Source organism: Pseudomonas sp. B21-012, assembly GCF_024749305.1.
Lineage (GTDB): Bacteria > Pseudomonadota > Gammaproteobacteria > Pseudomonadales > Pseudomonadaceae > Aquipseudomonas.
Window position 1 is genome coordinate 5,734,769 of record NZ_CP087197.1, and the last position, 14,865, is coordinate 5,749,633.

Below are 14,865 nucleotides of genomic sequence, written 5' to 3' on the forward strand. Positions count from 1 at the left end.
CGAAGAAACAGTGCGAGGCCGAATGTAACACCTGCTTTTTCTGGCGTCTAGTCACCAGATAAAGAAAAGCCCCGACGAATGCGGGGCTAATTTCACTCAGATATTGGCGTCCAGGAACGCCTGCAACTGAGATTTCGACAGCGCGCCGACCTTGGTGGCCTCGACATTGCCGTTCTTGAACAGCATCAGCGTCGGGATGCCACGCACGCCATGCTTGGCCGGGGTTTCCTGGTTGTCGTCGATGTTCAGCTTGGCGATGGTCACTTTGCCCGCGTAGGTAGTGGCGATGTCGTCCAGAACCGGAGCGATCATTTTGCAAGGGCCGCACCATTCAGCCCAGTAGTCGACCAGCACCGGGCCTTCAGCCTTCAGGACTTCGGCTTCGAAGGTGGCGTCGGTGACGTGTTTGATAAGATCGCTGCTCATGGAAGTCTCCAAGGTCGTAAGCAAAAAAACGTGGCCCATCATAGCTGCACCGGCTGCCTACAGGAAGCCAGGAACGATTGAGTGTAACTATAGTTGTGCATGACCGCGCATATCGCTGCTGTCACGGGAAAGTCATAATTCCCGCACAACCTGCCCCATATCAAGCCTTGATACGCTGCGCGTTGGCGCCAGCGCCGGATCGTGGCAGGATTGCCGGGTTATCGACCGAGAACCCATGACCATGCCGCAAACCACAGCCAAGAATCTGTCCTTGATCGCTGCCATAGACCTGGGCTCCAACAGTTTTCACATGGTGGTCGCCAAGGCCCACCATAGCGAGATCCGCATCCTTGAGCGGCTCGGCGAAAAAGTTCAGCTGGCCGCCGGCATCAATGAAGAGCGCCAGCTCAGCGAAGAGTCCATGCAACGCGGCCTGGACTGCCTCAAGCGGTTTGCCCAACTGATCAACGGCATGCCCGATGGCGCCGTGCGCATCGTTGGCACCAACGCCCTGCGCGAAGCCCGCAACCGCGGCGAATTCATCCGCCGCGCCGAAGCCATCCTCGGCCACCCGGTGGAAGTCATCTCCGGTCGTGAAGAAGCGCGCCTGATCTACCTCGGCGTGTCCCACACGCTGGCCGACACGCCAGGCAAGCGCCTGGTCGCTGATATCGGCGGCGGCAGTACCGAATTCATCATTGGCCAGCGCTTTGAACCGCTGCTGCGCGAAAGCCTGCAGATGGGCTGCGTCAGCTATACCCAGCGTTATTTCCGCGACGGCAAGATCACCCCGGCGCGTTATGCCCAGGCCTACACCGCCGCAAGGCTGGAGCTGATGAGCATCGAGAACGCCCTGCATCGCCTGACCTGGGACGAAGCCATCGGCTCCTCGGGGACCATCCGCGCCATCGGCCTGGCGCTCAAATCCGGCGGCATGGGCAGCGGCGAGGTCAATGCCGAAGGCCTGGCCTGGCTCAAGCGCAAGCTGTTCAAGCTGGGAGAAACCGACAAGATCGATTTTGACGGGGTCAAACCCGACCGCCGGGCGATCTTCCCGGCGGGCCTGGCGATTCTCGAAGCGATTTTCGACGCCCTTGAGCTGCAGCGCATGGACCACTGCGACGGCGCCCTGCGTGAAGGCGTGCTCTACGACCTGCTCGGCCGCCACCACCACGAAGACGTGCGCGAGCGCACCCTGACCTCGCTGATGGAGCGTTATCACGTTGACCAGGGCCAGGCGGCACGGGTCGAGCGCAAGGCGCTGCACGCCTTCGACCAGGTGGCCAAAGCCTGGGACCTGGAAGACGGCATCTGGCGTGAACTGCTGGGCTGGGCAGCCAAGGTGCATGAAGTGGGCCTGGACATCGCTCACTACCATTACCACAAGCACGGCGCCTACCTGATCGAGCACTCCGACCTGGCCGGCTTTTCCCGGGAAGACCAGCTGATGCTGGCGCTGTTGGTGCGCGGCCATCGCCGCAACATTCCCAAGGATAAGTTCGCCGAATTCGGCGAGGACGCCGCCAAGCTGATTCGCCTGTGCGTACTGTTGCGCTTCGCGATCCTGTTCCATCACATCCGCGGCACCCAGCAGATGCCCAAGGTCACCCTGCACGCCAAGGGCGACAGCCTGGACGTCGAGTTCCCGGCCGGCTGGCTGGAAGAAAACCAGCTGACCCAGGCCGACTTCGGCCTGGAGGCAGAATGGCTGGCCCGGGTCGGTTTCGTCCTCAGCGTACGATAAGCACCGGGTTGCTCAGGCGCTCGAGCAGAGCGGCCTGGGCACTGCGCGGGTTCTGGTTGCCGGTTGGCGTACTGCGTACGTAACGGCCGTCCGGTTGCAGGATCCAGGCGTGGGTGTTGTCGGTCAGATACCCTTCGAGTTCCTTTTTCACCCGCAGGATCAGTTTCTTGCCCTCGACCGGGAAGCAGGTCTCGACGCGCTTGTCGAGGTTGCGCTCCATCCAGTCGGCGCTGGAGAGGAACATCTGCTCTTCACCACCATTGAGGAAGTAGAACACCCGCGTGTGCTCGAGGAAGCGGCCGATGATCGAGCGCACCTGAATGTTGTGCGACACCCCGGCAATGCCCGGACGCAGGCAGCACATGCCTCGCACCACCAGGTCGATACGCACCCCTGACTGGCTGGCCTTGTACAGCGCGCGGATGATCTTCGGATCGGTCAGCGAGTTGAACTTGGCGATGATGTGCGCAGGCTTGCCGTCGAGGGCGAACTGGGTTTCGCGCGCGATCATGTCGAGCATGCCCTTTTTCAGGGTGAACGGCGCGTGCAGCAGCTTCTTCATGCGCAGGGTCTTGCCCATGCCGATCAGCTGGCTGAACAGCTTGCCGACGTCTTCGCACAGGGCGTCGTCGGAGGTCAGCAGGCTGTAGTCGGTGTACAGGCGGGCGTTGCCGGCGTGGTAGTTACCGGTACCCAGGTGCGCATAGCGGACGATCTCGCCGGCTTCGCGGCGCAGGATCAGCATCATCTTGGCGTGGGTCTTGAAGCCCACCACACCGTAGATCACCACCGCACCGGCGGCCTGCAGGCGGCTGGCCATCTGCAGGTTGGACTCTTCGTCGAAACGCGCACGCAGCTCGATCACCGCAGTGACTTCCTTGCCGTTACGCGCGGCGTCGACCAGCGCGTCGACGATCTCCGAGTTGGCACCGCTGCGGTACAGGGTCTGGCGCACAGCCAGTACATGCGGGTCCTTGGCGGCTTGGCGCAGCAGGTCGACTACCGGGGTGAACGACTCGAAGGGGTGCATCAGCAGGATGTCCTGCTTGCTGACCACGCTGAAAATGTTCTCGCTGTTCTGCAACAGCTTGGGGATTGCAGGGGTAAACGGCGTGTATTGCAGCTCCGGATGGCTGTCCAGGCTGGTGATGCTGAACAGCCGGGTCAGGTTGACCGGGCCGTTGACCTGGTACAGCTCGCTCTCGCTCAGGCTGAACTGTTTGAGCAGGTAGTCGGAGAGGTGTTTGGGGCAAGTGTCGGCCACTTCCAGGCGCACCGCATCGCCGTAACGACGCGAGAACAGCTCGCCGCGCAGGGCCCGGGCCAGGTCTTCGACATCTTCGGAGTCCAGCGCCAGGTCGGCGTTGCGGGTCAGGCGGAACTGATAGCAACCCTTGACCTTCATGCCCTGGAACAGGTCATCGGCGTGAGCGTGGATCATCGACGACAGGAACACATAGTTGTCGCCAGGCCCACCGACCTCTTCCGGCACCTTGATCACCCGCGGCAGCAAACGCGGCGCCGGGATGATCGCCAGGCCCGAATCGCGGCCGAAGGCGTCGATGCCTTCAAGCTCGACGATGAAGTTCAGGCTCTTGTTCACCAACAACGGGAACGGGTGAGTCGGATCGAGGCCGATCGGGGTAATGATCGGCGCGATTTCGTCGCGGAAGAAGCGCCGCACCCAGGTCTTGAGCTTGGTGTTCCAGTGGCGGCGGCGAATGAAGCGGATCTGGTGCTTTTCCAGCTCCGGCAGCAGCACGTCGTTGAGGATCGCGTACTGGCGATCGACCTCGCCGTGCACCAGCTCGCTGATCCGCGCCAGCGCCTGGTGCGGCTGCAAGCCGTCGGCGCCGGCCTGTTCACGGGCAAAGGTGATCTGCTTCTTCAGGCCCGCCACACGAATTTCGAAGAACTCATCCAGGTTGCTGGAGAAGATCAGCAAGAACTTCAGCCGCTCCAGCAGCGGATAGGACTCATCCAGCGCCTGCTCAAGCACGCGGATGTTGAACTGCAGCTGGGACAATTCGCGGTGAATGTACAGGCTGCTGTCGTCCAGACCGGGAATGACGATGGCAGGCGCAGCCACTGGCGCCGGCGCCGGGGCCTCGACCACCGGCTCGGCCACCGCAGGCGGCTGTGGCGGGGTCTCGACCAGTTGCTCGGGCACGGGCTGGGCGTCTTTGACTGCAACGTCGGTAAGTACTTCGTTATTCATCTAGCGTTCCTGAAGGGCGTTACTGCCCTCTCATCAATTGAGCAGCGCGAACAGCGAAATAGGTGAGGATGCCATCGGCGCCCGCCCGTTTGAAAGCGGTGAGGGATTCAAGGATAACCCCTTCACTGAGCCAGCCGTTCTGAATCGCCGCCATGTGCATGGCGTACTCGCCGCTGACCTGGTAAACGAAGGTCGGCACTTTGAATTCGTCTTTGACCCGGTGAAGGATATCCAGGTACGGCATGCCCGGTTTGACCATGACCATATCGGCGCCTTCCGACAGGTCGGCGGCCACTTCGTGCAGGGCCTCGTTACTGTTGGCCGGGTCCATCTGGTAGGAGGCCTTGTTGGCCTTGCCCAGGTTCAGCGCCGAGCCGACCGCATCGCGGAACGGACCGTAGTAGGCACTGGCATACTTGGCCGAGTAGGCCATGATGCGGACGTTGACGTGACCGGCCAGCTCCAGCGCTTCACGGATGGCCTGGATGCGCCCGTCCATCATGTCCGATGGCGCGACCACCTGGGCACCGGCATCGGCGTGGGACAGCGCCTGGCGCACCAGGGCGTCGACGGTGATGTCGTTCTGAACGTAGCCTTCTTCGTCGAGGATACCGTCCTGGCCGTGGGTGGTGAACGGGTCCAGGGCAACGTCGGTGATCACCCCAAGCTCCGGGAAGCGCTCACGCAGGGCGCGGGTGGCGCGCTGGGCGATGCCGTCGGGGTTCCAGGCTTCAGCGCCGTCGAGGGATTTTTTCTCTACCGGGGTGACCGGGAACAGCGCCAGGGCTGGAATCCCGAGGTTTACCCACTCTTGCGCAGCTTCCAGCAACAGGTCGATGGACAGACGCTCGACGCCCGGCATGGAGGCGACTTCTTCGCGGCGGTTTTCGCCATCGAGGACAAACACCGGGAGGATCAGGTCATCGACAGTCAGAACATTTTCGCGAACCAGACGACGGCTGAAGTCGTCACGACGGTTGCGACGCAGACGGGTGGCAGGAAACAAACGGTTAGCGGGGGTAAAGCTCACGGCAGACTCCTGAGCCCGCGCAGGCGGGCGAGCGCGACAGTTATAAGCGGCCATTATGACGCCTGTATGACAGGCAAGGGCAACCCTGCGACTTGAGGACGCAGTCATTGTCCTTGTAGGAAATGTTCACGTCGAGACACATTTGGACACTTTCCCCAAAGGCCACGAAGGGTTAGGCTGCGCGTTCATTTCGCCAGCACCCAGAAAATGCTCCAACAATTCCTGCAGGATTTCGGCTACTTTGCCCTTTTTCTCGGCACGTTTTTCGAAGGTGAGACCATCCTGGTTCTCGCAGGCTTCCTTGCGTTCCGCGGATACATGGATATCAACCTGGTGGTCGTGGTGGCCTTCTTCGGCAGCTATGCCGGCGACCAGCTGTGGTACTTCATGGGGCGCCGTCACGGGCGCAAGTTGCTGGCACGCAAACCGCGCTGGCAGATGATGGGCGACCGTGCGCTGGAGCACATTCGCCGCCATCCGGACATCTGGGTCCTGAGTTTTCGCTTCGTCTACGGTTTGCGCACGGTGATGCCGGTGGCCATCGGTTTGTCCGGCTACCCGCCGCGCCGCTACCTGCTGCTCAACGGTATTGGTGCGGCCATCTGGGCCCTGGCCCTGGGCGCCGCCGCCTATCACTTCGGCGCCATCCTCGAAGGCCTGCTGGGCAACGTGAAGAAATACGAGCTATGGGTGCTCGGCGGCCTGCTGGTGCTCGGCGGCTGCCTGTGGCTGCGCCGGCGCTTCAAGGCCGCGCGCATTGCGCGCAAGGAAGCGGCTGCCGTAGAGGCCGAAAAGGCTGAGCAGGCTGTAGCCAAGCAGCAGGACCCAAGCCAGGGCAGTGACCGGCCCTGAGCCCGTCATCCCGGCCAGGACCATGGCCGGGACATTCAGCCCCAGGCGCAGTAGCTCCAGCCGCAAAGCCCAGGGGCGGTTCTCCAGGGCCGTGCCAAGCACGAACAAGCCAAATACCATCAAGCCGCAGCCCAGCACCAGGGCAGCCACCGACAACTGCTCGGCGTGCTCCATCAAGTAACTGCCCAAGCCCACGTACACCGCGAACTGCAGCGCCACATACAGCTGTTGCGGCCAGGCCAGCGGCACCTCGAATTTCTGGAAGCGGCTCAGGTCCTGCTTGGCTTGCGGATACCTCCTGACCACGTCATCCGGGCGCCAGCCGGTAGGCATGAACCAGATTCGCAGCTTGTCCCACCAGTGCTCGGCATGCCGCGCATCGCTCCACAACTGGGCATAGAACTGCAGGTTGGCCCACAGCGGGTTCCAGCTGGCCAGCGGCGTGGTCACGCCGAAAATCACCGGCTCGTTGTCGTCCTCTTCCTGGAAGGTGCCGAACAGACGATCCCAGACAATGAACACTCCGCCGTAGTTGCGATCCAAGTACAGAGGGTTCTGCGCATGGTGGACGCGATGATTGGACGGGGTAATGAACAGCCATTCCAGCCAGCCCAGCTTGGGGATGTGCCGGGTGTGCACCCAGAACTGGTACAGCAGGTTCAGCGCCGCGACGGTGATGAACACCAGCGGCGGCACCCCCAACACGGCCAGCGGCAGGTAGAAGATCCACGACAGCAAGAAGCCGCTGCTGGTCTGGCGCAGGGCCGTCGACAGGTTGTAGTCCTCGCTCTGGTGATGCACCGAATGGGCGGCCCAGAGGATGTTGCGCTCGTGGCCCATACGGTGCAGCCAGTAATAGCAAAAGTCATAGACGACAAACGCCAGTACCCACACCCACAAGGCTTCGCCCGGCAGTTTGAACAGCGCCAGGTGTTCCCAGGCCAGCGCATAGGTCACCAGGCCAACGCCCTTGGTCAGCAGGCCGGTGGTGGTCGACAGCACGCCGGTGCTGAGGCTGTTGATGGCATCTGCCAGGCGATAGGTCCGCATGCCGCGCAATCGATCGGCGAGCAGCTCGGCAACGATCAGAACAATGAAAAACGGTACCGCCAAGAGGATCAGGTCCATGGGTCTTTTCATCTCCAGCCTATCCAGCAAGATTAGGCCGGGAATGGCATAAACCCTATGGCGACATCTGCCAAACTAGAGGACATTTAGCGCCTCGAATCGGGAGTAGTGAGCATGACCCAGAAAAAAGTTGCTGTGATTCTTTCCGGCTGTGGCGTGTATGACGGCGCCGAAATTCACGAAAGCGTGATCACCCTGCTGCGCCTGGACCAGCGCGGTGCGCAGGTGCAGTGCTTTGCGCCGAACATTGCGCAGATGCACGTGATCGACCACCTGACCGGCGAAGAAATGCCCGAGACCCGCAACGTGCTGGTGGAATCGGCGCGCATCGCTCGCGGCGAGGTCAAGGACCTGCGCGAAGCCGACGCCAAGGACTTCGACGCGCTGATCGTGCCGGGCGGCTTTGGCGCGGCGAAAAACCTTTCGAACTTTGCCGTTGAAGGTGCGAACTGCAGCGTGCACCCGGACGTCCTGGCCCTGGCCGAAGCCTTTGCCGAAGCCGGCAAGCCGGTCGGCCTGATCTGCATCTCGCCGGCCCTTGCGGCGAAAATCTACGGCCCCGGCGTCGTCTGCACCATTGGCAGCGATGCCGGCACCAGCGCGGCCATCGTCAAGATGGGCGGCACTCATGAGGAATGCGATGTCCATGACATCGTCGAAGACACCCAGCGCAAACTGGTCAGCACCCCGGCCTACATGCTGGCAAAAAGCATCAGCGAAGCCGCCGGCGGCATCTACAAGCTGGTCGACCGGGTGCTGGAACTGACCCACGAGAATGACTGAACACCCCTGTAGGAGCGGGCTTGCCCCACGATCGAGCGCGAAGCGGTCGTCGTCCAGGCACCACATGATGCGCTGAGATCACGGACCTCATCGCGGGGCAAGCCCGCTCCTACTCAGCCGCGTAAGAATGCGGTCGAGGGAGTTGGCAAACGCCTGCTTCTCGCGGTCGCCATACGGCGCTTGGCCGCCGCCGACCTGCCCCTGCTCGCGCAGGTCGGTGAACAGGTTGCGCACCGCCAGCCGCTCACCCATGTTGCGCTCGTCGAACTCCTTGCCGCGCGGGTCGAGGCAGGCAACGCCTTTCTTGACCAGGCGATCGGCCAGCGGCACGTCGCTGCAGATCACCAGTTCGCCGGGCACGGCGTGCTCGACCAGGTAATCGTCGGCGGCATCCGGCCCGCTGGGCACGACGATCAGCTTGACGCAGGCAAAAGCCGGCTTGATCTGGCTCTGGCCGGCCACCAGCACCACTTCCAGCTGACGCTTGAGGGCGAACTTGACCAGTTGATCCTTGGCCGCCTTGGGGCAGGCGTCGGCATCAATCCACACACGCATGGCACAGATTTCCAACAAAACGGGCGAACAGTATCCCTGCTCGCCCGTTTGCCTTCAAATCAGCCCGCTGGCTGGCGGCGCTTCTCGGCCAGGCGGCTGCGCCCGTAAAGGATGGCAATGGCCAACAAGGCCACCAGTTGCGCGGCCAGTGAATACGCGTCGGCGTGAATGCCCAGCCAGTCGAAATCGAAGAACGCCACCGGCCGGGTGCCGAACACCCCGGCCTCTTGCAGCGCCTTGACCCCGTGCCCGGCAAACACCACCGACAAGGCGCACAGCAGCGCCGCGTTGATGCTGAAGAACAACGCCAGCGGCAGTTTGGCCGAGCCGCGCAGGATCACCCAGGCCAGGCCCACCAGCAGCACCAGTGCCGTGGCACCACCGGCCAGTACCGCGTTGTGCCCGGCAGGGCCGGCCTGCAGCCAGAGGGTTTCGTAGAACAGGATCACCTCGAACAGCTCACGGTACACCGAGAAAAACGCCAGCACGGCAAAACCAAAGCGCCCGCCACCACTGACCAGGCTGCTCTTGATGTAATCCTGCCAGGCCGCCGCGTGCCGGCGATCGTGCATCCACACACCCAGCCAGAGCACCATGACGCTGGCAAACAGCGCCGTGCAGCCTTCGAGCAGTTCACGCTGGGCGCCACTGACGTCGATTACATAGGCCGCCAGTGCCCAGGTACCCAGCCCGGCCAGCAAGGCCAGGCCCCAGCCGACGTTGACGCTGCGTACCGCCGATTGCTGGCCGGTATTGCGCAGGAAGGCGAGGATCGCCGCCAGCACCAGAATCGCTTCCAGGCCTTCGCGCAGCAGGATCAGCAAGCCCGAGATGTAGCTCAGCGACCAGCTCAGGCCATCGCCACCGAGCAGGTCGGCGGCGTCCTTGAGCTTGGCCTTGGCGGCATCCAGGCGTTGCTGCACCTGCTCAAGCGGCAAGCCGTCCTGCAGCGACTGACGGTAGGCCATCAGGGATTTTTCGGTGTCCTTGCGTACGTTGGCATCGACGTTGTCGAGCGAGCTTTCGACCAGCTCGAAACCTTCCAGGTAGGCCGCTACCGACAGGTCGTAGGCCTGCTCGTGATCACCGGCCTGATAGGCCGCCAGGCTCTTGTCCAGGGTGCTGGCGGTGTAGTCCAGCAGTTGCGCCGGGCCGCGCTGGACCTGCGGCGGTTGCGCACGCTGGGCGCGGAACCGGGCGAGTGCCTCTGGCCCTTCGCTGGCTTCAATTTCGGCCGGGGTCTGACGGGCCAGGTCGGCCAGGTTGTAGGTTTTATCGCCTTTGGCCTTGGCCGGGTCGGCAGTGAAGCTGGCGACATAGGTCGCCAGGTCCCAGCGTTGGCGCTCGTCGAGCTGGTCGGCGAACGACGGCATGTCGGTGCCTTCGATGCCCAGGCCGAGGGTGTTGTACAGGTCGAACAGGCTCAGGCGATCCAGCCGTTCGAGGCTGCGCAGGTTGGCCGGCGGCGGGGTCAGGCCGAGGCCGGCGGGGCCGTCGCCGGCGCCAGTGTCGCCATGACACACCGAGCAATGCTGGGCATACAGCGGCGCGCCGCGACTCGGGTCCGGGGTAATGATCGGCGCCTGGCTGACCTCATAGGCCACCGCCAGTTGCGCGCCAAGCTGACGGGCCTGGCGGGCGACCACCGCGCCGTCCTGGCGCTGGCTGACCGCCGTACGCAAGTTGGCCACGCCCTGCTCCAGGGCCTGGCGCTCAGCGCGTGCCGGCAAGGCGCCGATCAATCCCTGCAACACATCGAGGAATTCGAGCTGTTCGCGGTATTCGCCGTCGTCGATTACCTTGCCCGCCTCGACGGTGGCCGGGTAATCGGCACCGATGTAATCGAGCAGGTGCAGGGCCTTGGCAGCGCCATCGGGGCTGTCGGCCAGCAGCGTGGCACTGCTCAGCGCCAGCACCGGCCAGAGCAGCCAGGCGAGTAAGCGGGAACGGGGAATCATGAGCGACTCTCAAATGGAAATACGAGGTAAAGCATTGTTCACTTCCACTGCCGTTCGCTCAAGGCTTGCCAGATGAATCCTTGAAAAATTTTGTGACAAATACCCTGCGACACCTTCCGATTAAAGAACGACCGTTCGTCGGCCGATAGCTGAATGCTGGCACGACGGCAAATTCCTAAAGCACAACGCCATTATTTAGCCAGCAAATGCGTTTATAATGCCGCGCCGCTATATAGCGGATCAGAATTTTGGCTCTTCTTTTAAGAGGATTTGGCGATATTGCCAAAGGGATGACAGCCTTCTCGCCCCCAGGCTTTTCATCAATTCAGGGAAGAAGAATTCAGATGGCATCCCGTGTCCTCACCGTCGCGACACTGCTCGCGGCCGTTCAACTGGCTGGTTGCTCGGCCTTTCGCAGCTATGACAGCGAACTTCAGGAAACCAACCAGCACCTGACCAGCGGCAACGTCGACGCTGCCCTGGCGCTGCTGGAAAAAAACAACAAGGGTGAGGACAAAGACCTTCTCTACTACTTCGAGAAAGGCGAGCTGCTGCGCTCCAAGGGCGACCTGGCCGGCAGCCAGCTGGCCTGGCGCAGTGCCGATGACGTGGTGTTCAAGTGGGAAGAGTCGGTCAAGCTCGACACCGACAAGTACCTGAGCCAGTTCGGCAGCTACCTGGTCAACGACAAGGTGCGCCGCTACGAAGGCTATGACTACGAAAAAGTCATGCTGACCACGCAGATGGCCCTCAACCTGCTGGCCCAGAACGACTTCGACGGCGCCCGTACCGAAATCAAGAAGACCCACGAGCGCGAAGCGGTGATTGCCGAGCTGCGCGACAAGGAATACCTCAAGCGCGAAGAAGAGGCCGAGAAAGAAGGCGTCAAGACCGAGTACAAGGACCTTCAGGGTTACCCGGTCGCCAGCCTCGACGCGCCAGAAGTGGTGGGCCTCAAGAACAGCTACCAGAGTGCGTTCAGCCACTACCTGTCTGGCTATGTCTACGAAGCCCTGGGTGAGAAAGGCCTGGCCGCACCGGGCTACCGCAAGGCTGCCGAACTGCGCCCGAACACCCCGCTGCTGGAAAAAGCCCTGCTCGACCTGGACAAGCCAGCGGCGAAAGCCACTGAAAGCGATGTGCTGATCGTGATCCAGAGCGGCCTCGCTCCGGCCCGCGACTCGGTGCGCGTCCCGCTGCCGCTGCCGATCAGCGGCAACCTGGTGATCACCCCGCTGTCGTTCCCGGTGATCAAGGAAGACACTTCCACCGCGCATTTCAGCGAAATCTACCTCAACGACCACTCGCTGAAGCTGACCGCACTCAACAGCACCACTGCCATGTCCCGCCGCGCCCTGCGTGACGACATGCCGGGGATCATCCTGCGCACCAGCGTGCGGGCTATCTCTCGTGGTGTGGCGCAAAAGCAACTGAACGACGCCAACCCGCTGGCTGGCCTGGCACTGGGTATCGCCTCGACCATCACCGAAGGTGCCGACACCCGTACCTGGCGCACCCTGCCGGATGAAACCCAGGTAGCCCGTGTGCGCCTGCGTCAGGGCGAACACCAGTTGAGCCTGCCTTCGAGCCTGGGCGGCAGCCAGGTCAGCGTGAAGATTGACCGGCCGTTCCAGGTGGTCACCCTGCGCGTAGTCGGCAACCAGGTCTTCGCCGGTGGCCCTGCCCTGCAGGTGGCACCAAAAGCCACTGGCCAGGCCGTCGCCAGCCTCAAACAACCTTAAGGAAACGCCATGCGTATCAAATTGCTCGCCGTTCTCGTCACAGCCTTGCTGGCCGGTTGCGCGACCCCGCCACCACCAGAGCCGGGCAGCGCTGCCAGCAAAGTGGTGAAAATGGGCAACCTGAAGAACATCGAGACCGGCCCGATGCGCGTTGCGCGCGAGAACGGCTTCTTGACCGTCAAGGTGTCCCTGAACAACACCAGCAGCAGCAACAAGACCCTGTTCTACCGCTTCGCCTGGCTGGGCAACGACGGTTTCCCGGTGGCCGATGAAGAGAGCTGGAAGACCGTCACCCTGTATGGCAAGCAGGCCAGCGTGTTGCCGGCGATTGCCCCGGTATCCCAGGCCACCGACTTCCGTATCGAAGTTCAGTCTCAGTAATCATTTTTGCAGGAGCACATTTTCATGATTGCACGCATTTCCCTCGCCGCCATTGCCATTGCCCTGGTCAGCGGCTGCAGCACCCCGTCGCCGGTCCTGGGCGGCAAGAACATCGGCTACGGCGACAGCAAGGCCGTAGAACTGGTGACCAACGAGTTCGGTTCGACCGACCTGCAGATGATCGCCGAGTCCATGACCCGCTCGCTGGCCCAGTCCGGCATCCTCCAGGGTCGCCCGGTGGTGCAGGTCTATGACGTGAAGAACAAGACCAGCGAGTACATCGATACCCGCGAGATCACCACGTCGATCAAGACCCAGCTGATGAAGTCCGGCACCGCCCGCTTCGCCAGCGACAACACCCAGATGCAGAGCCAGGTTGACCAGCTCAAGCTGCAGAACCAGAGCGGCCTGTACAAGAAAGGCACCGTGGCCAAGACCGGCAACATGATCGCCGCCAAGTACCGCCTGGAAGGCTCGATCAGCTCGATCGTCAAGCGCAGCAGCGACTACAAGGACGTGTTCTACAAGTTCAGCCTGCAGCTGATCGACGTCGAGAGCGGCCTGGCCGAGTGGATGGACGAGAAAGAAATCCGCAAGACCACGGAGCGCTAAGCAATGCGTGCATGGATGGGCATTCTGGGCCTGGCTTGCGCGTTCAGCGTGCAAGCGGCCCCAAAAGTCGCAGTAACCGACCTCGCCTACCAGGAGCGTGTGGAGCAGTACATCCACATGGTCTCGGCGCAGAACAGCAGCCAGGCGAGCATGTACCACGCCAGTGGTTCGTCGAGCTACAGCGAGTTCGAAAGCAGCGAGAGCTACATCGAGCAGACCGAGCTGCGCAAGTTCAGCGGCGACATCAAGGGCGAGATTCTCAAGTCCGGGATGTTCCAGCTGGTCCAGGGTACGCCGTACACCGCTGATGCCAAGGCTGACGTCTACGACGTTATCCGCCGCATCAAGAACGGCAACTTCAAAGGTGCTGACTACGTGCTGTTCGGTACCTTGTCGGATATCGACTTCCAGCGCGATATCACCTCCCTGGACAACACCAACAGCTATTCGGCGATCCTCGGCCTGAGCCTGGTGGCCGACTTCAGCCTGATCAACACCAAGACCTACGAGATCACCTCGGCGTTCACCGCCATGGGTGAGGGCCAGGACACCAAGCTGGTCAACAGCCAGGATGTTCGGGTCACCCTCAACCGCCCACGGGTGGTACGTGAGGTTTCCAAGGAACTGGGCATGGACGTTGCCAAGCAACTGGCCGAACAGCTGGTAGGCGCGATGCCGGAGCGTGAACGCACCCCGGCGCGCAACAACCTGCCGCCTGACGAGCCAGCGCAGATCCTGCGTTGAGAAAGTAAAAAGGCGACCTTCGGGTCGCCTTTTTTTATGCTGATTGTTTTCCTACACCGGCGCGCGGCGAATGGTCGCCAGCAAGGTCGCAGCCCCCAGGAACAGTCCGGCAAAGGTGCGGTTCATCCGCCGCTGCTGCCGGGGCGTACGCAACAGGCGCAGCACTTTGGCCGCAAGCCCGGTGTAACCGGCCATGACCATCAGATCGACCGTGACCATGGTCGCGGCAATGATCAGGTACTGCGGCACCAGCGCCGCATGCGGATTGATGAACTGCGGCAGCACCGCGAGCATGAAGATCAGCGCCTTGGGGTTGCTGACGTTGACCAGAAAGCCACGGAACACCAGGCTCAACGGCTTGCCGATCGGGCGCACGGCGGATTCGTCGCTGATGTCAGCCGGCAGCGCCCGCCACTGTTTGACCGCCAGGTACACCAGGTAGGCCACGCCGAACCATTTGATCACCTGGAATGCGGTGGCCGATGCCGCGAGGATGGCACCGACGCCGGCGGCAATGATCGCAATCTGCAGCACCAGGCCCAGCTGCAGGCCTAGCGCGTTCCAGTAGCCGCGCCAGAAGCCGTATTGCAGGCCGCAGGACATCGAGGCAATGGCCCCGGCACCCGGCGACAGACTGATCACCCAGCAAGCGGCAAAAAATGCCAACCACGTTTCCAATGACATCGCGCACC

At 62.3% G+C, this 14,865-nt stretch carries 13 protein-coding genes and 1 pseudogene; 7 read left to right on the top strand and 7 right to left on the bottom strand.

All coding sequences use genetic code 11. The features are described 5' to 3' along the window. Nucleotides 1-96 precede the first annotated feature (96 nt). On the bottom strand, nt 97-426 hold the full coding sequence (gene trxA, locus LOY37_RS26390) for a thioredoxin TrxA (protein WP_195885292.1): 330 nt from the start codon (nt 424-426) through the stop codon (nt 97-99). 241 nt (nt 427-667) lie between these two features. Here trxA and ppx point away from each other — a divergent pair, with 241 nt between their 5' ends. Further along, a complete protein-coding gene (gene ppx / locus LOY37_RS26395) occupies nt 668-2,170 on the top strand; it encodes an exopolyphosphatase (RefSeq protein WP_258717228.1) in 1,503 nt (500 codons plus the stop codon). On the opposite strand, the gene ppk1 is transcribed toward ppx, so the two are convergent. After that, nucleotides 2,157-4,388 (bottom strand): polyphosphate kinase 1, encoded by a 2,232-nt coding sequence (gene ppk1 / locus LOY37_RS26400; protein WP_045201039.1) that lies wholly within the window; start codon nt 4,386-4,388, stop codon nt 2,157-2,159. The two genes, ppx and ppk1, sit on opposite strands and share 14 nt — an antisense overlap. 19 nt (nt 4,389-4,407) lie before the next feature. Continuing rightward, complete coding sequence (hemB, locus tag LOY37_RS26405; protein WP_045201037.1) at nt 4,408-5,418, bottom strand: porphobilinogen synthase; 1,011 nt, start codon at nt 5,416-5,418, stop codon at nt 4,408-4,410. A 207-nt stretch (nt 5,419-5,625) separates the two neighbouring features. On the opposite strand from hemB, the gene LOY37_RS26410 reads away from it, so the two are divergent. Further along, nucleotides 5,626-6,270: a DedA family protein gene (locus LOY37_RS26410; protein ID WP_082075496.1), complete on the top strand. Its 645-nt coding sequence runs from the start codon at nt 5,626-5,628 to the stop codon at nt 6,268-6,270. Between the two features lie 501 nt (nt 6,271-6,771). On the opposite strand, the pseudogene LOY37_RS26415 reads toward LOY37_RS26410, so the two are convergent. Beyond that, nucleotides 6,772-7,410: pseudogene (locus LOY37_RS26415) on the bottom strand (sterol desaturase family protein); the annotation flags it as partial. Between the two features lie 102 nt (nt 7,411-7,512). Between LOY37_RS26415 and elbB the strand changes: the two are divergent. Then, on the top strand, nt 7,513-8,181 hold the full coding sequence (gene elbB / locus LOY37_RS26420) for an isoprenoid biosynthesis glyoxalase ElbB (RefSeq protein ID WP_258716044.1): 669 nt from the start codon (nt 7,513-7,515) through the stop codon (nt 8,179-8,181). 87 nt (nt 8,182-8,268) lie between these two features. Here the strand turns inward: elbB and LOY37_RS26425 are convergent, their stop codons facing one another. Beyond that, on the bottom strand, nt 8,269-8,736 hold the full coding sequence (locus LOY37_RS26425; RefSeq protein WP_038998109.1) for a YaiI/YqxD family protein: 468 nt from the start codon (nt 8,734-8,736) through the stop codon (nt 8,269-8,271). A gap of 59 nt (nt 8,737-8,795) precedes the next feature. After that, complete coding sequence (locus LOY37_RS26430; protein ID WP_258716045.1) at nt 8,796-10,694, bottom strand: cytochrome c/FTR1 family iron permease; 1,899 nt, start codon at nt 10,692-10,694, stop codon at nt 8,796-8,798. A 344-nt stretch (nt 10,695-11,038) separates the two neighbouring features. On the opposite strand from LOY37_RS26430, the gene LOY37_RS26435 reads away from it, so the two are divergent. The 4 genes from LOY37_RS26435 to LOY37_RS26450 are packed head-to-tail and all read left to right on the top strand — an operon-like array spanning nt 11,039 to nt 14,173. After that, nucleotides 11,039-12,436: a COG3014 family protein gene (locus LOY37_RS26435; RefSeq protein WP_045201029.1), complete on the top strand. Its 1,398-nt coding sequence runs from the start codon at nt 11,039-11,041 to the stop codon at nt 12,434-12,436. A 9-nt stretch (nt 12,437-12,445) separates the two neighbouring features. Next, nucleotides 12,446-12,817, top strand: a complete 372-nt coding sequence (locus LOY37_RS26440; RefSeq protein ID WP_045201027.1) for a YcfL family protein — start codon at nt 12,446-12,448, stop codon at nt 12,815-12,817. A gap of 24 nt (nt 12,818-12,841) precedes the next feature. Beyond that, nucleotides 12,842-13,429, top strand: a complete 588-nt coding sequence (gene lpoB / locus LOY37_RS26445) for a penicillin-binding protein activator LpoB (protein ID WP_045201026.1) — start codon at nt 12,842-12,844, stop codon at nt 13,427-13,429. 3 nt (nt 13,430-13,432) lie between these two features. Further along, entirely contained in the window at nt 13,433-14,173 is a 741-nt protein-coding gene (locus tag LOY37_RS26450; protein ID WP_045201024.1) for a hypothetical protein, read from the top strand. Nucleotides 14,174-14,224: 51 nt separating this feature from the next. Here LOY37_RS26450 and LOY37_RS26455 read toward each other — a convergent pair whose 3' ends face one another. Then, entirely contained in the window at nt 14,225-14,857 is a 633-nt protein-coding gene (locus LOY37_RS26455; RefSeq protein WP_045201023.1) for a LysE family transporter, read from the bottom strand. Between the last annotated feature and the right edge of the window lie 8 nt (nt 14,858-14,865).